At 45.3% G+C, this 16,808-nt stretch carries 21 protein-coding genes, 1 other RNA gene and 1 pseudogene; 6 read left to right on the forward strand and 17 right to left on the reverse strand.

Annotation, left to right across the window (positions count from 1 at the left end; translation table 11 throughout):
* Window positions 1–16: 16 nt before the first annotated feature.
* Window positions 17–208 carry a hypothetical protein gene (locus HAP68_RS10520; RefSeq protein ID WP_003153550.1) on the reverse strand — a complete coding sequence of 64 codons (192 nt, stop codon included), beginning with the start codon at window positions 206–208 and terminating at the stop codon, window positions 17–19.
* Between the two features lie 166 nt (window positions 209–374).
* Here HAP68_RS10520 and HAP68_RS10525 point away from each other — a divergent pair, with 166 nt between their 5' ends.
* A complete protein-coding gene (locus HAP68_RS10525) occupies window positions 375–527 on the forward strand; it encodes a YpzG family protein (protein ID WP_003153548.1) in 153 nt (50 codons plus the stop codon).
* 40 nt (window positions 528–567) lie between these two features.
* On the opposite strand, the gene HAP68_RS10530 is transcribed toward HAP68_RS10525, so the two are convergent.
* From HAP68_RS10530 to HAP68_RS10570, 9 genes and pseudogenes are all read right to left on the reverse strand, one after another.
* A complete protein-coding gene (locus HAP68_RS10530) occupies window positions 568–1,734 on the reverse strand; it encodes a THUMP domain-containing class I SAM-dependent RNA methyltransferase (protein ID WP_024085525.1) in 1,167 nt (388 codons plus the stop codon).
* A gap of 96 nt (window positions 1,735–1,830) precedes the next feature.
* An RNA gene (gene rnpB, locus HAP68_RS10535) (RNase P RNA component class B) lies at window positions 1,831–2,212 on the reverse strand.
* A gap of 55 nt (window positions 2,213–2,267) precedes the next feature.
* Window positions 2,268–2,567 (reverse strand): cell division regulator GpsB, encoded by a 300-nt coding sequence (gene gpsB, locus HAP68_RS10540; protein WP_003153541.1) that lies wholly within the window; start codon window positions 2,565–2,567, stop codon window positions 2,268–2,270.
* 79 nt (window positions 2,568–2,646) lie between these two features.
* Complete coding sequence (locus HAP68_RS10545) at window positions 2,647–3,195, reverse strand: SLOG family protein (protein WP_014305282.1); 549 nt, start codon at window positions 3,193–3,195, stop codon at window positions 2,647–2,649.
* An 88-nt stretch (window positions 3,196–3,283) separates the two neighbouring features.
* Window positions 3,284–3,520, reverse strand: a complete 237-nt coding sequence (gene cotD, locus HAP68_RS10550; protein WP_003153539.1) for a spore coat protein CotD — start codon at window positions 3,518–3,520, stop codon at window positions 3,284–3,286.
* 83 nt (window positions 3,521–3,603) lie between these two features.
* Window positions 3,604–3,711, reverse strand: a pseudogene (locus tag HAP68_RS10555) (hypothetical protein); the annotation flags it as partial.
* 121 nt (window positions 3,712–3,832) lie between these two features.
* Window positions 3,833–5,071 (reverse strand): ribonuclease H-like domain-containing protein, encoded by a 1,239-nt coding sequence (locus HAP68_RS10560; protein ID WP_024085526.1) that lies wholly within the window; start codon window positions 5,069–5,071, stop codon window positions 3,833–3,835.
* 19 nt (window positions 5,072–5,090) lie between these two features.
* Window positions 5,091–7,337: a DEAD/DEAH box helicase gene (locus HAP68_RS10565; RefSeq protein WP_046341369.1), complete on the reverse strand. Its 2,247-nt coding sequence runs from the start codon at window positions 7,335–7,337 to the stop codon at window positions 5,091–5,093.
* Between the two features lie 98 nt (window positions 7,338–7,435).
* Window positions 7,436–7,942, reverse strand: coding sequence for a PTS sugar transporter subunit IIA (locus HAP68_RS10570; RefSeq protein ID WP_003153536.1), 507 nt, complete (start codon window positions 7,940–7,942; stop codon window positions 7,436–7,438).
* A gap of 138 nt (window positions 7,943–8,080) precedes the next feature.
* Between HAP68_RS10570 and HAP68_RS10575 the strand changes: the two genes are divergently transcribed.
* Window positions 8,081–8,494: an alpha-crystallin domain-containing protein gene (locus HAP68_RS10575; protein ID WP_003153535.1), complete on the forward strand. Its 414-nt coding sequence runs from the start codon at window positions 8,081–8,083 to the stop codon at window positions 8,492–8,494.
* A gap of 29 nt (window positions 8,495–8,523) precedes the next feature.
* Here HAP68_RS10575 and HAP68_RS10580 read toward each other — a convergent pair whose 3' ends face one another.
* Window positions 8,524–8,958, reverse strand: coding sequence for a YppG family protein (locus tag HAP68_RS10580; RefSeq protein ID WP_003153534.1), 435 nt, complete (start codon window positions 8,956–8,958; stop codon window positions 8,524–8,526).
* Window positions 8,959–9,144: 186 nt separating this feature from the next.
* Here HAP68_RS10580 and HAP68_RS10585 point away from each other — a divergent pair, with 186 nt between their 5' ends.
* Window positions 9,145–9,327 (forward strand): YppF family protein, encoded by a 183-nt coding sequence (locus HAP68_RS10585; protein WP_003153532.1) that lies wholly within the window; start codon window positions 9,145–9,147, stop codon window positions 9,325–9,327.
* A 38-nt stretch (window positions 9,328–9,365) separates the two neighbouring features.
* On the opposite strand, the gene HAP68_RS10590 is transcribed toward HAP68_RS10585, so the two are convergent.
* Complete coding sequence (locus tag HAP68_RS10590; protein ID WP_003153529.1) at window positions 9,366–9,734, reverse strand: YppE family protein; 369 nt, start codon at window positions 9,732–9,734, stop codon at window positions 9,366–9,368.
* Window positions 9,735–9,779: 45 nt separating this feature from the next.
* Window positions 9,780–10,025: a DUF5446 family protein gene (locus HAP68_RS10595; protein WP_014305286.1), complete on the reverse strand. Its 246-nt coding sequence runs from the start codon at window positions 10,023–10,025 to the stop codon at window positions 9,780–9,782.
* A 205-nt stretch (window positions 10,026–10,230) separates the two neighbouring features.
* Here HAP68_RS10595 and sspM point away from each other — a divergent pair, with 205 nt between their 5' ends.
* Window positions 10,231–10,335 carry an acid-soluble spore protein SspM gene (gene sspM, locus HAP68_RS10600; protein ID WP_003153525.1) on the forward strand — a complete coding sequence of 35 codons (105 nt, stop codon included), beginning with the start codon at window positions 10,231–10,233 and terminating at the stop codon, window positions 10,333–10,335.
* A gap of 43 nt (window positions 10,336–10,378) precedes the next feature.
* Here sspM and HAP68_RS10605 read toward each other — a convergent pair whose 3' ends face one another.
* Window positions 10,379–11,341 (reverse strand): DUF2515 domain-containing protein, encoded by a 963-nt coding sequence (locus HAP68_RS10605; protein ID WP_041482374.1) that lies wholly within the window; start codon window positions 11,339–11,341, stop codon window positions 10,379–10,381.
* A gap of 41 nt (window positions 11,342–11,382) precedes the next feature.
* Here HAP68_RS10605 and recU point away from each other — a divergent pair, with 41 nt between their 5' ends.
* Both recU and HAP68_RS10615 read left to right on the forward strand, forming a co-directional pair.
* The gene (gene recU, locus HAP68_RS10610; RefSeq protein ID WP_003153521.1) at window positions 11,383–11,991 is read left to right on the forward strand and encodes a Holliday junction resolvase RecU; all 609 of its coding nucleotides are present in this window, start codon (window positions 11,383–11,385) and stop codon (window positions 11,989–11,991) included.
* Window positions 11,992–12,029: 38 nt separating this feature from the next.
* Complete coding sequence (locus HAP68_RS10615; RefSeq protein WP_014305288.1) at window positions 12,030–14,813, forward strand: PBP1A family penicillin-binding protein; 2,784 nt, start codon at window positions 12,030–12,032, stop codon at window positions 14,811–14,813.
* A 76-nt stretch (window positions 14,814–14,889) separates the two neighbouring features.
* On the opposite strand, the gene HAP68_RS10620 is transcribed toward HAP68_RS10615, so the two are convergent.
* Genes HAP68_RS10620 through dnaD form a run of 3 tightly spaced genes read right to left on the reverse strand, consistent with a single transcriptional unit; the run spans window position 14,890 to window position 16,754 of the window.
* Window positions 14,890–15,381, reverse strand: a complete 492-nt coding sequence (locus HAP68_RS10620; protein WP_014305289.1) for a YpoC family protein — start codon at window positions 15,379–15,381, stop codon at window positions 14,890–14,892.
* Window positions 15,378–16,037 (reverse strand): endonuclease III, encoded by a 660-nt coding sequence (nth, locus tag HAP68_RS10625; protein WP_003153517.1) that lies wholly within the window; start codon window positions 16,035–16,037, stop codon window positions 15,378–15,380. The genes HAP68_RS10620 and nth overlap by 4 nt, the downstream gene beginning before the upstream one ends.
* Before the next feature lie 18 nt (window positions 16,038–16,055).
* Window positions 16,056–16,754, reverse strand: coding sequence for a DNA replication protein DnaD (dnaD, locus tag HAP68_RS10630; RefSeq protein WP_003153516.1), 699 nt, complete (start codon window positions 16,752–16,754; stop codon window positions 16,056–16,058).
* Window positions 16,755–16,808: the final 54 nt, after the last annotated feature.

A 16,808-nucleotide genomic window follows, 5' to 3' on the forward strand; every position in this document is an offset into this window, starting at 1 on the left:
CAAGTTTTTGTCATTATCATTTCCGGTTAATGATATGTGTACATAGGAACGGATGGTCTGTTGAATGTGTATGTTTTACCGCATTTTCAAGTTCTTCCTGTGCGTGTGTCATGGCGGAAGGACCGAACTCCGCTCCGGCTTCCTCCAGCCGGAAAGCAGTTGCGTCTAACGCCTTTTGTATTTTACTGAAGTGCTCGCTGTTCAGCATAAAATAAGATCACCTCTCAAATAGAAATAATCATCATTCTATGCCGATGCTTCACTTTCTATACATGCCATCCTGAATGATCCGCACCTGACCTGCACAAACTACAACAGATATTCGATCGAATATCCATCTTCACAAAATTATTCTATCCGGGAGTGATGGTTACATGAGTTATAAAGATCGATTAGATCAGCATTCTGAATTGTTTCATCACAATTGGACGCGGCCGAAACGCTCTAAATCGCAGGTGAACGGCCACACCGAAATGTCCCAGACCAACATTATTTTACGGAGCAACGCAAAAGCGCACCGCTGGTAATGGCAGAATAAAACGTAAAGATGCCGGAGAAGACGCTGTTTCAGGCGTCTTCTCTTTGTTGCGGCTTTTTCCGCTGCGGCCGCACTTTAGCCCAGTACTGATAATAATCCGTTTTGATAAAACCGTTAAAGAGCTTCCGTTTTTTTGTTGCTTTTCTTCCGTAGACCTCTTCAAATTGTTCATTTGACGTTAACATGTAGACAGACCATGTATCAAGAGATTCAAATGCCCGGCCCATTTCTTTATACATCTGCTCTACTTCCCTTTTTTCGCCGAGCCGTTCGCCGTACGGAGGGTTTCCGACGATAACACCGAATTCGAGTTTCGTCGTAAAATCCTGCACTCGCATCTGCTTGCATTCGATCAGGTCCCCAAGTCCCGCTTCTTCTGCGTTTTCTTTGGCGATGTTTACCATCCGGTGATCCACGTCACTGGCAAAGATCTGCAGCGGCTGATCATAGTTCGCCTTTTCTTCCACTTCAAGGCGTGCCTTGTCCCACAGTTCTTTTCCGATCCATTCCCAGTCTTCTGAAGCAAAATCACGGTTAAAACCCGGAGCAATGTTTTGCCCGATTAAAGCGGCTTCGATGGCGATCGTGCCGGAACCGCAGAACGGATCGACGAACGGACGGTCAGGCGTCCAGTTGGTTAACAGAATTAACGCGGCAGCGAGCGTCTCTTTAATCGGAGCTCCGCCCTGATCAACCCTGTATCCCCGTTTGTGAAGGCCTGTTCCTGATGAATCCAGTGTAAGTACGGCTTTATCTTTTAAAAGGGAAATCTCCACCTTATACTCGGGTCCCGTTTCTTCAATCCATTCATTTTGTTTTCCTGATTGAAGTTTCAGCTTTTCCGCTATCGCCTTTTTGACGATCCGCTGGCAGTCAGGCACACTGGCAAGCACTGATTTCACGGACTTTCCGATAACGGGGAACTTTGCGTTTTCCGGAATGTACGCGCGCCAGTCAATCGCTTTTGTTTTTTCAAACAGCTCATCAAACGTTTTTGCCTGAAACTCGGCGACCTGTACTTTGATGCGGTCAGCCGTCCGCAGCCATAAGTTAGCGCGGCAGATCGCAAGCGCATCTCCTTCAAAAATGACTTTTCCGTTGTCTACTTTGCATTCATAACCTAAATCACGCACTTCTTTGGCGACGATCGCTTCAATTCCCATCGGTGCCGTCGCTATTAGTGTGTACTTCTTCATCGTATCACCCTGTCTCTTTTAAGCTTTCGTTTCATTCAAGATAAAAGCTCCCCTTTAAAGGAGAGCTCTAATTTGTCATATCAATAATGTTTAACGTTCTGTAAGCCATGTTTTGTTCCGTCGTACTGCAATCGGCTCATCACCTCGTACTCAGGCGGCAATCATCTATCTACAGAAAGTATTCTGTCCTTCTATCTGTTCAGTTCCTTCAAGAAGGTTCCCCTACCAAAATTTGGGTTTCTCGCTCGAGGGGTTTACCGCGTTCCACTCTCAACATTTCTGATGAGACTTCGTCACTGTGGCACTTTCAAGGATACTCAGCCATATCCGGAGACGTAGGCTTTTTTCCTGCCGTCAGCCTATCAAGGCTGCCCTAGCTTATTTCTTCGCTAGGCACGAACACTACGGGCATCTCAGCACCGTGCGAGCATGGACTTTCCTCTACAGATTCAAAGACCTGCAGCGATTACCCGAACGTTAAGAACACTTGTTCATTATAAAGCAACTTGTCTCATTTGACAAGTGCATCTGCCTTATTCGTCATAAAGTTTGCTGCCGAATACATGTTTCTCAAGGTTGGACAGCCTTTTCAGAATATCAAAGTTGGTCGTATTGGACTGCACCGGCTGTTTTTTGCTAGCTTCTTCAAGCTGTTTTTTCAGCTGCAGATTTTCCTGCTGCAGTTCTTCAATTTCTTGATGAAAGGTTTCATAATCCTTAATAATCATATCTAAAAATTTGTCAACGTCTTCTTGTCTGTAACCTCTAACGCCTGTTTTAAATTCTTTTTCCAAAATGTCTTTCGCAGAAAGCTTTACTTTATCAGCAAGCATCTTTTTCACCTCATATCGTGAATCATCATGTTATATTTTATTCAGAAACACGTCCCGTTGTCAAATATTCTCTGACGTGTTATGTAAAGAAATCTTCTTCCTCAACGGCGGCACGGAGATCATCCATCGTAATCGAATAAATCGGATATCCGTCTGTTTCACGGCGTTTTTCTGCCTGCTGCAGCATATATTTCGGCGATCCTTCCACCTCCGGATCATATAAAAGCAAAAGCGCATCTGACTTTTCAATAAAGAACGCGTTTTTCTGCCGGAATTGGAGCGGACTTTCGTACGGCCGATGCGTCAGGCTCTCCTCATAATCTGCCTGAGCAAGCACCGCTTCATACATTTCTTTATTCGGCTCCTTCCACTTTTCCTCCTGGCCGTAGAAAGGCGTGATAACGGCAACCTTTAATTCCGGATACTCTTCTCTGAGATCGTACGCCGTTTCTGCCGCCCAAAGCTCAGTCCCCAGCTGTCCGGATATGAGAATCCATTCCAAGCCTTCGTCAATAAAGCTTCTGAGTCTGGTTTCTATCGCCTTTTTTATATAAACAAGCGCCCGGTCATCCTGTTTAAAAATCCCGAGCTCAAACGGCTTGTACCCCGTTACGGCTAATACTTTCAATTGATCACCTGCTTAAAAAATGGGGCTCCCCATCGGGCCCCATTTTGATTTGCTGATATCCTAACCGATCTTGCTTAAGCGTTCAATACTAATGATCGCAGCAAGGGCTTCCGCACTGAAAATGCTGGTGAGTTGTCGGGTCAACATTTGAAAAAGTGTGCGGATAGTAATGAACGTGCTCAAAGTTGTGGTGATTTACGTTAGTTGTATGTTGCGGATGAATATGCGGCACAACCGTGTTAGAAAAGCAATGGTGTTCACAGCAATGAGTCGGATGGACAATCGGCGGCATCACGTTTGGTCTGCAACAATGATGATGAAACATGCTAAATCCCCTCTCCATTAACTTTTATTACACTGTTAGGTTATGAAGAAAAGAGGGTGCATGTTCTAATTCAATCACCCAATTTAAAAGTGTGTCAGCAAACTGTCTTTAAAATTCGAAAATACAAACGCAATCAAAAAAACCACGACAAAGAACAAGTAAAAAACACCTTTATACATACCAACTCTCCCCTATAAATAACTAACGCTATTTTACAAGATGCGGCACCATTCTACAACAAAATCGATGCGGATTCAGAAAAAAATATTTTTGGCGAAACAGCTCGGCTTTTGCGCTTTCCCGGGCAATATTTCAAGAGGAATATTTCCTCTTGAGCCGGGCAATTCTCACATGGAGCTTCTCGGCTTCTTTTTCCGATATTTCCCCGTCTTCTGCCGCCTGCTGCGCGGCCTGCAGAGCTTTTTTGTAATCTTTTGCGTAATGCTCAAAATAGATCGCCAGCTCAACCGCTGATTGGTGTCTGCATGTGTGAAGATCAGAGTCCGTCAGTTTCTCCCAAAGGGGCACGGCGTCTTGCCTGCGGTTTTGTTTTTTATAAAGCATCGCTAAGTCAAAAAGGGCCCGATCCGAATCTTCAAAGTCTTTGCCTTGCAGCGCTTCCAGCTGCAAAACGGCGCGATCGGTTTCTTTATGAGCGATAAACCATTTCGCCATGGCGTATGCTTCCTGACGTTCTGACGTCTGATCAGAAGATGCAAAAATCTTTTTTGACATATGGATGTAAAGAGCGATAAGGGAAAGCACATCTTGTTCATTATGCGAGAGCACTCCCTTTAAAAGAGCCGGGTCCTCCGCCTTTAAAAATTGAAAATACAGCATCGGCGCCAAATAACCAGGGGTGTCTTCGTCCCTTTTATAAGCAAGCTCTTCATTTTCAACCGCAGAAAGCGATACACGCTCTAATTTATGTTTCCAAAGCCGTCTCGCCCCGTGCAGAAGATCAAAGTGCCCGAAGTCAGGAAGTTTCGGAAGCCTGTCCCGCAGCAATGTATGCCTGGTTTTTACCTGCGGCCAGTCAAAGGCTTTTCCGTTATACGTAACAAGGGACGTAATGTCAACCTCACTTAAAAAGCTTTTGTAAAGAGCCGTCTCGTTTCCCGGTTTAGGGAGCAGATGCTGTTTAACCGCGACACGGTCTTCATACACTCTTGCATGGCCGAGCAAAAAGATCATATTGCCTGCCCCGCCGCCGAGGCCGGTCGTTTCAGTATCAAAGAAGAACAGCTGGCTTTTTTCGTATCCTTCTGCTGATAAAGTATGTGTCAAACCGCCTTTATTCCATAATGCCATGACGTCATCAAGTTCACTGAAGCTGTACCGTCCGTGGCGGTGCGAAAGCGGATAGACGGTTTCGCGGATAAGACAGTATTCATCCTCAAAAAAGAAAGGCTTCACTCCGAGTGCCTCCCATTCTTCTCTAAACGGGACTTGAATATCCGGGACCGAAAGTTGTGAAGCTGCCGGCTTTTTTTCAGCTTCCGGCACATTCAAGTGGTTTTTCATCCGCTTTAATTTATTTTTCAAGGACATCTTTCGTCCCCCTTTTCTTTTACACGTAATTCAAGAGCCGGAGTATCGCTTTCTTTGCATCTATTCCTTCTATTTCGGAGCCGATGCAGGAAGGACACCCGTCTTGACATGGACATTGTCGGATCAGGCGCTCAGCCCCTTCATTGATTTCATCAAATCGTTTATATACTTCATCGGCAAGTCCGATTCCGCCCGGATAATGATCATACAGAAAGATTGTCGGAAGTCCCGTATGTGCGGCTTTGATTTGCGGCACGACATGCACGTCATTTCGATCGCACATGACGTATACAGGCACGATATGCTGCAGGACGTGGGCAATGCCTAAAAGCAGCTGTTCAAGCGTTTTTTCGCCGATTTCCGAATCCGTTTCTTTTAATTCAAGCCAGGCTGCACTGGTATGCAGTTCTTCTTCAGGAAGATGAATCGGTCCTGATCCTATATTTTCAAATGTCGTCATTTTAATTTTTTTAAATATTGTCGGAAGTGCGTTCACGGTGACGTCGCCGAAATGTAAGGCCGTTTTCTTTCTGCTGTCCGTTCTGTCAATGTCCAGCACTTTCAGCTGCACCGCTAAATTGGCATCTGTATAATATTCGACATCGACCTTTCGCACGTACGCTTTTTTATGGTCCCAATCAAGCTTTTCAACCTGATACTGCACCCCTTCATGAAGATAAATCGCTTCATCATGAAGAAGCGTCATCGCGCTGAAGCGGTCCATTTCTCCGATGATTTTTACATCAGCCGTCTCTGACCGGTCAACGATGACCACGTTTTCCTGTGACGCCGAACGGAGACTGATATTGGAGGCGGGAAAAGATTCGCTCGCCCAGTGATAGCGTTCGCGGTTTTCGTGAAGCACCCCTTCTTCCTCTAAATACTCGAGAATGTCCCTCGCATCATTTTCTCCGAATGTTTCATCGGCTCTGAAAGGCAGCTCATATGCGGCGCATTTCAGGTGGTCGACCAATATAATGAGATTATCGGCATTAATCCTTGCAGATTCAGGCGAGCGTTTAAAGAAATAATCAGGATGGCGGACAATATATTGGTCAATCGGATCAGAGTTCGCCACCATCACGATAAGCGCCTCTCCCTGCCGCCGTCCGGCCCGGCCCGCCTGCTGCCATGCGCTCGCGACACTGCCCGGGTACCCCGTCATCACGCAGACCTGAAGCTGGCCGATATCAACGCCGAGCTCCAGCGCGTTTGTGCTGACAACACCGAGAATGCTGCCGTCTCTTAACCCCCGCTCTATTTCTCTTCTTTCTTTCGGTAGATATCCGCCGCGATAGCCTCTGACAGACTTCGCGCCGATTTCTTTTTTTACGATCTCCTGAATGTGGCTTAAAATAATTTCGACCCGGACACGGCTTCTGGCAAAAACAATCGTCTGGATCTTATTTTTTAAAAAAGTTTTGGCAAGTTCGTTCACTTCCACGGTGGCGCTTTTTCGAATATGCAGCGGTTTATTTACAATCGGAGGATTGTAAAAAGCAAAGTGCTTTCTTCCTGCCGGGGCACCGTTGTCGTCAATCAGGCGCACAGATTTTCCCGTCAGCTGCTCCGCCAACTCCCTCGGATTGGCGATTGTGGCGGATGTACAGATAAATGACGGCTTGCTTCCGTAAAAAGCGCAGATTCTCATTAAACGGCGGATGACGTTCGCCACATGGCTGCCGAATACACCGCGGTACGTATGTAATTCATCAATGACGATATATTTCAGGTTTTCAAACAGACTCACCCATTTTGTATGATGGGGAAGAATGGCTGAATGAAGCATATCGGGATTTGTGATCACAATATGCCCGGCCTTTCTGACTTTCTGCCTGATAGCCGGAGACGTATCTCCGTCATAGGTGAAGCTTTTAATATCCATGCCCGTCTCGTCTATGATTTCATTCAGCTCGCTTTTTTGATCCTGCGCGAGCGCCTTTGTCGGAAATAAATAAAGTGCGCGGCTTGTGGCATCTTCCGCGATAGACTGAAGAACCGGAAGATTATAGCACAGTGTTTTTCCGGAGGCCGTCGGTGTGACGGCCACAATGCTTTCTCCGTTTTGAACCGTCTGAAAAGCGGAGTATTGATGTGTAAAAAGCCGCTCGATCCCCCTCTTTTCGAGAGCCGCCCGAATGTTCGGATCTACTTGCTCCGGCATCGGCATGGTTTTCGCCTCCCGCGGTTCCTCTTCGTGCCAATGTACAATATTTTCATGATTTTTTAATTCCTGAATCAGTTCGCTCAGTGATTTTTTCTTCATCGTTCACACCTCTTTATGAGGTACAGTTTACCGAATATTTGTTTGCCTGGCTAGATGAAAATCCTGCACAAGAAAAAAAGCAGGGAATCAGCCCCTGCCTACTTCATTTTTATCGTAAAAAGCTCTGTTTGTCCTTTTTTCGCTTCATTTGCGCCTGCAAATTGCAAAGGTTCTGCGGCATCGCCATTCATAATCACCATAGGGATGACGGTGCTGCTTGCTTTTTCTTTTATTAAATCCAGCCGGCACGTTAAAAGCAGATCGCCTGTTTTCACTTTGTCTCCTTCTTTTACATGCGCTTCAAAGCCTTCGCCGTTCATATTGACGGTATCCAAACCGACATGTATCAAAAGTTCCGCTCCGGAAAGGGTGCGGATGCCGACAGCGTGTTTTGTATGGAACAGCTGAATCACTTCTCCCTCAACCGGTGAAACAATTTCTCCGTTTGCAGGCTCGACGGCGATCCCGTCCCCCATCATTTTTTGTGAAAATACAGGATCCGGCACTGAAGCCAAATCCATCACCGCTCCGTCAGCCGGAGAAAAAATCACTTCCTCGGCCGGCTTTTTCCGGCTGTCTCCCAATCCGAATAATTTTTTCAGCAATGTGTTGTGCTCCCCTTCCTAAATGTGAATCCGTTACCAGTTTATTCTCCACTATTTAACCATACTTTCTTTTTTCCTTCAATTCTTAACCATACGGCATAGCATCGCATAGTCTGTTTGTAAAAAGGCGGTGGTCATATGGATCAATCCCAAAACGATAAACTTGATCCGCAAAGTAATGAGGACATCATCAGCCATGCGATGGACCAATTTTTTCACTCAGGTCCCTTCGCAGAATTGATGCAGGGTTTTCAGCACCTTGTCAATTCGGCTTTTACTGAAGCGCAAGTGACGATTGACGTCAGAGAAGAGCCGACGGGGCTCGCGGTTGATATCGGCGTTCCCGAGACGTTCCGTGACGGGGATATGCTGGTGGAAACGAAAGGGTGCTACCTTCACGTTACAATCCGCTACGATCATAAACAGGCTCAATCATCCCATGTGTCTTCAAGCATGACAAGAACCGTTGTCCTCCCGTATAAGGTAAGTGAAGAAGATATGGAAACATCCTGGAATGAACAGACGCTTACCCTCTTTTTCCCTAAAAAATAAGCATGAATGATGGATATCATTCATGCTTTTTATTTGAAGATACTGGTGAAGCCTTTCACCAGCGATCCGACCTGATTTACGGCGCTTACCATCTGCCCCGTTGTATCCATCATTTTATTGAAGTCAAACTGTCCGTTCGTTTTTTTAAACTGGGAGAGTATGCCTGAGAATTGGGAAGACTGCTGCTGATTCGGTCTGGGAACGGGGTAAGGATTCACAAACCCCGGCTGGCCCCCGGGCATGCCTGCCTGAGGAGGAGCAGGAGCAAACGGCTGCTGTATATGACCGTATTCCTGATTCGGATAAAATTGCTGCGGGTACTGCCCTTGCTGATGATATGGCGGCTGCTGCAATGGCTGTATCTGCTGCGGATACGGCGGCTGTAATGGCTGTATCTGCTGCGGGTAGAAATATCCCGCCGGCTGCTGGTACATATTTTGATATGGCTGCGCTCTCCATTGCATATGACATTCCCCCTTGTCTCTCACTAAGTTTCTGCTATATATGTATGAATTCCGCCTTGGTTATGTGCTTTCGGTGATTCTGATCTTTGTCAAATGCTGTCGAAAGTCTTAATTTTTTAAAAACAGAAAAAAGTCGAATCGTTATGTTAACATAATCTCAACATACATGAGAGGGGATGCACCATTATGAACGTATCATACTTAAGAAAGCGTTTTGCTGAAGTGAAAAAATATGAAACAGATTGTGCAGATAAACTGATGGACTTTGCAAAATTCCTCTATATTCAAGGCCATCTCACCGCAACCGAATTTCGAAACAGTATGAAGGTTCTCGAAGCAAGTGGAGCAGAAAACCCGGCGTATGAATAACATACCCGACCCCTTTATATAAAAGAAGGCAGCCGTTTTCAGCTGCCTTCTTTTTCAATCTCATCCCTTAATATACGAAGCGTATATAAAACAGATTCAGTTAAATCCCTGTATCTTTTTTTATGAATATGATGAACATATGATTGGAGCATCAGCTCCCCGAAATTTTCTGTAACGGCCTGAATTTGTGCATGATGAACGTATTTCGGACGGTTTTCCTGAATAAACGCAAGCGCTGCTTCTGTCCAAAGCGCGCAAAGCCGGTCTCTTTTTTCAACATCGGGTTTAATCGTCTCAAAAAAATCATATGAACGGCCTGACTCTTTTCCATCCTGATACCTTTTTTCGGCTTCCAGAACTGCCTCTATCATTTGTTCTGTCAGCTCCAATAACGACTGTGTCTGCAAACGGACTCACCTCAGTACATATGGTACCAAAGTTTTTGCACAAAATCAGCTTATCCGGCAGACTCGCGGCAAATCCTTTTTACGCCGGTCAGTCAAAAACAGGTCATCAATACAAACATGAAGCTCCCGCGCCTCTTCCTCAAGACGGGAAAGTTTCTCCTGTCTGATTTCTTCAGCTTCCGCCTGACAGGATCTGACTGCTTGGGTAAGCGTTTTTTCAGCAGCAGAAATCCGGATTTCGATATCAGAAAGCAGACGGAGAATATCAGCCTTGCTCGTGTAAACAGACATTCATGTTCCTCCCTTTTATCACTTGCGTCTCTTTCAAATATAATTCTCGTTTTCATACCGCTCTCCTCTGCACATGACAAAACTAGAAGCAGTTCGGCAAACAAACAGAGATTATCCTAAAAGGCGTGCCTTTCGACAAAAAAGTGCCGCAAACTTTGTATGAACCGGCACGTTAATGCAAACGATACAGTTGAGGAGGTGCCGTATGAAAACGAGACCGAAAAATGCAGGTAAACAGCAAAAAACCGAAGCAAAAACGACTGATACGCTTGATAAAAAATTAGGCGGCCCAAACCGCCCTTCCACGTAACACATCAGCAGCCCGAAACCCCAGCGAACGGTTTCGGGCTTTTTCATTTCTTCAGCCACTCTTTAACCGCGAAGATCGCATGGAGCTCCCGTCTTTTCTGGAAGTACCAGTCCGTCAGTTCAAGCTGTTTCGGCATTTTCTCCTGTAAGAAAGCCCCTTTTCTTAACCTTTTTTGAAACCAATCCGCCCTTTCGCCGTCTAATGGGTGGGCAACAATGGGATAGGTTGTCCTAAGCATCGGTGATGTTCTTTTTTTGATGCCGATCATTTTCTCCATATCAAAGCGTGAACCGGTATGAGGAACGGTATCAAGAAAACGGTAAAAAGAAGCGTGAAGATCAGGGCTGAACAGAAGGCGGGCCAGCTGTTTTCCGAGCGTAATTCTCTCTTCGGTTTTTGAAAACCGTTTGACGGAAATTCCGTATAAATGTCCGTCAAATGAAGGGAATATCACCGTATTAAAGTGAAACCAATCACTTAAATAAAAAGGAATCGTGCCAAAAACATTCTTTTTAAACGAAGGATTTTGTATAATAGGTGCTTGGATAGTGTTTTGTTCATTTATAATAAGAGCATACATGAGCCGTTCCGTATCTCCGTCACGCCAAAAGCGGAACCATTCTTCCTGCATAAAAGCCGAGACGCGGAAATAAGGAAGATGACGGAAAAGAGGTTCGCCGATTTGTTTTGACCACTGGTAGACCAGAAGCTGAGGATAGGCATCAGAAAAAATCAGCCAATTCGCCCTTTCATACGAAAGGAAAAACCAGTTTTTCTGACTGCTGTCAAGGCCCTCCTGATAAAGGACGCCTCTTAAATCAGTCATCGACCAGCCCGCATTGCGGGACACAAAGGATGCCAAAAGCGGCCACTTGATCTCAGGATGGCGGTCATAATATGCTTTATAGGCATTCGTCCGGGAAATATTATCGGCATTTTTTATTTTCGTCTCTTTTTCGATCAGGCGAAGAATGGCGGTTACGGTCTGTCGTTTATGCACGTTCATTCACTTCCGTCACTATTAGTTTGATAAGGAGGATGGAAAAAGTGATTCGGTACCCGAATGGAAAAACTTTTCAGCCGAACAAAACGGTTTCATCCCAAAACAGCCAGAAACGGTCTCATTCCTACAGTAATCGCGGCATGACCCTCGAAGACGACCTGAATGAAACGAATAAGTATTATCTGGCTAACCAAATTGCTGTCATTCACAAAAAGCCGACACCCGTCCAGATTGTAAACGTCCACTATCCGAAAAGAAGCGCCGCAGTCATTAAGGAAGCTTATTTTAAACAGTCTTCAACAACTGACTACAACGGCATTTATAAAGGACGCTACATCGATTTCGAGGCAAAAGAAACAAAAAACAAAACGGCATTTCCCCTGCAGAATTTTCATGATCATCAGATTGAGCATATGAAGCAGGTGGTCAGGCAAGACGGCATTTGTTTTGTTATTATATCCGCTTTCGGAAAGGTTTATTTCCTCGAAGCCGACAAGCTGTTTGTCTTTTGGGAGAGAAAGGAGAAGAACGGCAGAAAATCAATTCGCAAAGACGAATTAGAAGATGCTTCCTTTCCGATTTCCCTTGGATACTCACCGAGAATTGATTATATTAGTATTATTGAACAGCTTTATTTTTCGCAGGAACAGTAGACTGAGCGAAAGGTTGATAAACGAAAGGTTGAGATGTTATGTCAGATCAATTTACGAGCCGTGAAGAACGCCGTAAGGCAAGGCAGACGAAAAGCACTAAGCCCTCTTCACCGAAAAAAGGCAAGAAACAGCGTAAAGGCGGTTTATTCAAAAAGATTGTGCTGTCCTTGGTTATTCTGTTTGTCCTTGGCATAGTCGGCGGAGCGGCGGCATTTGCCGTTTTGGTTTCCGGCGCGCCGTCTTTGGACGAAGCCAAGCTGAAAACGCCTTACTCTTCAACGATTTACGATAAAAACGGAAAAGAAATCGCGGAAGTGGGCGGTGAAAAACGAACCTACGTCCCGATTAAGGATATACCCGATGTTGTGAAAGAAGCATTTATCGCAACTGAAGACGCCCGTTTTTATAAGCACCACGGTATAGACCCGATTCGTATCGGAGGCGCTTTGGTCGCCAACTTTACGGATGGGTTCGGTTCAGAGGGAGGAAGCACAATCACCCAGCAGGTTGTGAAAAACTCGCTTTTGACCCATCAGAAAACGATTAAACGGAAAGCACAGGAAGTGTGGCTTTCCCTGCAGCTGGAGCGCCATTATTCTAAAGATGAAATCTTAGAAATGTATTTAAACAGAATTTATTTCTCACCGCGCGCCTACGGCGTCGGAAAAGCGGCTGAAGAATTCTTCGGCGTAAAAGACTTAAGCAAACTTACGGTCGAACAGGCTGCGACGCTTGCCGGAATGCCGCAAAGCCCGACCGGATATAACCCGGTTAAAAACCCGAAGGCTTCCGAAAAACGACGAAACATCGTTCTCAGCTTAATGGAAAAACAAGGATTCATTTCAAACTCTGAATACCAAAAAGCGAAGAAAGTGTCCATGAAAGATGAAGGCGTCGTCAGCCAAAAGGAATACGATAAAAAGGACACAAATAAATACAGCGCTTTTGTCGAAGAAGTTATGAAAGAAATTGAGACAAAAGAAAAGAAAGACGTCGATATTTCAACTGACGGACTGAAAATTTATACGACTCTTGATACGAAAGCACAAGATTATCTTGATCAATTGATGAACGGTGACACAGCCGGCTTTTCGGAAGGCATGCAGGGCGGCGTCACGCTCCTTGATACGACAAACGGAGAAATCCGCGCCATCGGGGCAGGACGGAACAGAACTACCGGGGGATTCAATTATGCAACACAAGGTAAAACCCAGCCCGGTTCGACGATAAAACCGATTCTTGATTACGGACCGGTCATTGAAAATAAAAAATGGTCGACGTATGAACAGATTGACGACTCAGCTTATACGTACTCTGACGGCACACCGATTCATGATTGGGACAATAAATACAGAGGCCAGATATCAATGCGAGAGGCCCTCGCAGACTCACGTAATATTCCTGCTTTAAAAGCATACCAAGCAGCAGGAAAAGATCATGCCGTCGACTTCGCAAACGACTTAGGATTGGGATTAAACAAAGATCAAGTATATGAACCCTACTCTATCGGGGGATTTGGTGAGGGTAACCGCGGTGTATCTACTATGACCATGGCAGGCGCCTACAGTGCGTTCGGAAATAACGGAACGTACAACGAACCGCACGCGGTCACATCGATTGAATTTAATGACGGCACTAAGCTTGATTTAACACCGAAACCGAAAAGTGCTATGAGCGACTACACAGCGTTTATGATTACAGATATGCTCAAATCAGCTGTCGAATCAGGAACAGGTAAACTGGCTCAGGTGGCGAACGTGGAAGTCGCCGGTAAAACGGGTACGACCAACTTTACTAAAGAGGACATTCAAAAATATAACATTGCTCCAGGCGGAGTCCCAGACTCATGGTTTGTCGGATACACCCCTCAATATACAGCGGCGGTTTGGACCGGAGTTGAGTCTGGCAACAAAGCAGGCAAGAAATCACTGTCTTCTGCAGACCAGCAAGTCGCAAAACGGATTTTCCAAAAGCTGATCTCATACGTTGATGACGGTAAAGGAAGCTTCAAGCAGCCTGACAGCGTTGTAAAAGAAACAGTTGAGAAAGGCTCGAATCCTGCCGCTTTAGCCGGACCGAATACGCCGGATGATAAAAAAGTGACGGAGTACTTCGTGAAAGGAACGCAGCCAACTGCCGTTTCTAAAACGTACACGAAAGAAAAAGCCGATAAACCGACAGGATTGCAAGTGAAATACGACAAAGATAAAAAATCATTAACCTTAAGCTGGGATTATGACGGTGATGCAACATTCAATGTCAAACAATCCGTTGACGGCGGAAGCTACAGTGACATTCAAAACAGTTCGGCAAAAGAAGCCGTCGTCTCAAATGTCACGCCAGGCTCCACATACAGCTTCCAGGTGACAGCGGAAAACGATGACGGAAAAAGCGATACGGCATCAGCATCTTTCAAAGTCCCGAAAGATGAAGAAGACGATGCGGATAAAGATAAAGCGACTGACGATGAACAGAAGACTGATGAAGATAAAGATAAGGACAAGACGCAAACTGATGATTCAAACACAGATGACAATCAGACAGATACGTCTGACGGATCGGATCAAACACCAACTGATGACCCGGATAAAAATCAGGATCAATCCGATAAGGATCAAACAGATAACAACAATCAGAATCAGCCCGGCAACGGGACCGATAACAACGGACAGCAAGATAACGGCTCTGATAATGATTCCGATTCCGGTTCAGACGGCTCAAATAAACCTGACAGCGGTCAAACGGATAAAAACCAAGACTCATCTTCAACTATCAACGGGCAGTCCAATTCGTCAACCATCCAGTCAAATCCCGCTCATTAGCGGACGAAATCCTTCACCCCAAACAGGTGAAGGATTTTTTCGTACAAAAAAACCTCCTTATGGGAAAAGGAGGTTTTTAACATTTGTTCATGGCTTCATATTTATGATATTGTTTCTTCATCTCCGTCATCAATTCATCCAGCTGAATAAACGAGTGAAATTGAGTCGGTTTTGTTAAAATAAACGCCATTCGCTCCGCCCAATTGATCGGTTCCGCGGGAAAATGCTTTGTTTCAAGCACAGTCCAGTCGAGTGATGTGACCCGCTCCCCTGCCGTCCAATGAAAAGCGGCAATCAGACAGGCTATTCCCTTCAGCATGTCATTTTGATCACATCTCGATTTTCTTGTTTGAAAAACGGGAAGCAGCGTTTCTTTCGTTTCATTCCAAATCTGAAAAAGAAACGGGACATATTCGCCCCTTTCCCTCCATGGCTGCACTGTTGGCTGACCGCTGAAATCCATATACAGCGGATGGCGGCGCAGCGCCGCTTTGATCTCGAGGCTTTCCAAGTCCGTAAGGCTGCGCAGGTATGTTTCATAGCCTGCCAGAATGTCAATCGCCGTCACCGTTTCACCAGCCCTTTTTTGTCACGCTTCTGCCCTTCTCTGCATAGCGGAAGCAAAGGACATTCCGCACAGCGGGGAGATTGCGCTTTACAGTGATACCGGCCGAAAAATATTAATCTGTGATGCGTAACAGACCAATCCTCTTTCGGCACTTTTTTCATTAATGTTTTCTCTACTTCCAAAACAGAGTCCTTCCAGCGGCAGATGCCGAGCCGTTTAGAGACCCGCTCCACATGAGTGTCTACTGCGATCGCAGGTACGCCGAAAGCAACAGACACGACCACATTTGCCGTTTTCCGTCCGACACCCGGCAGCTTCACAAGCTCATCCCGGTCTTTCGGCACTTCTCCGCCGTACTCTTCGATGATCATTTTGCTCAGCTTTTGAATATTTTTGGCTTTATTACGGTACAGACCGATTGATTTAATATCCTGCTGGAGTTCTTCCAGCGATACGGCAAGATAATCTTCGGGCCGTTTATATTTTTGAAATAGCGTTTTTGTCACTCTGTTGACGAGAGCGTCCGTACATTGCGCGGATAATGCGACTGCCACAACCAATTCGAAAGGATTTGAATGGACAAGTTCACATTCTGCGTGCGGAAACATATCGCCGATTTTTTCAAGACAATATTCAATCTGCTTTAAATTTAACACGTTTCTCCCCTTCTCATGTTATTGTTCCAGCCAATTGTAAAAAGGCACCTGCCTCGTATACTCTTTTTGCGGATCATTCTGTTTCGTTTGAACACGCCGGAATTTTTGGCTGTGCGCCTTCGCCTGCTCAACCGTTTTGAAGCCATTCTTTTTCCATTCAAATAAAATCCGGTCAATATAGCGAAAACTGAGTTTCCCCGATAAAACGGCTTCTTTTAAGGCGTGTTTAATCAGAATCGCATCATGCTGATCCTGATCCTGCCATATGGCCAGCGTCTCGCATTCAAGCGGCGACAGCGGTCTTCCGAACTCTTCTTCAAAGATGGTATACAGGCTTTTTTGTTCTCTTTCTGACGTTCTTTCCTGCGTTTCATTTTGAGAATGCTGCATGTAATCATACAGCTTCGCCCATAACGGCTGCAGAGAATATTTTTCGAACTTTATGCCGTTATGGTCTTCACATTCTTCAATAAACAGAAAACCTTTTTGAATAAACATTCTCAGGCAGCTTGTACATTCTTCAGCAGAGATGGACATGCCTGATTGAAGTTCAAACGGCGTCGGAAAATAAGAGCCCTTTTCCAAATGCATTTTAATCTTCAAAAGCAGGATCAATTCGGTTTCATTCAGCCCGAGCTGCCGGTAATGTGTCAGCAGCAGGTTGGGAATGCTTGAAATGCCGAGTTCCTGCATATCTATAAATTGCTGTTTTTTCATCCTTACACCTCTTACTGTAAAAGGTTATCTCCGGGAGCTTTCCCCTTTACTTAG

This window comes from Bacillus sp. Bvel1, from assembly GCF_014872755.1.
GTDB lineage: Bacteria > Bacillota > Bacilli > Bacillales > Bacillaceae > Bacillus > Bacillus velezensis.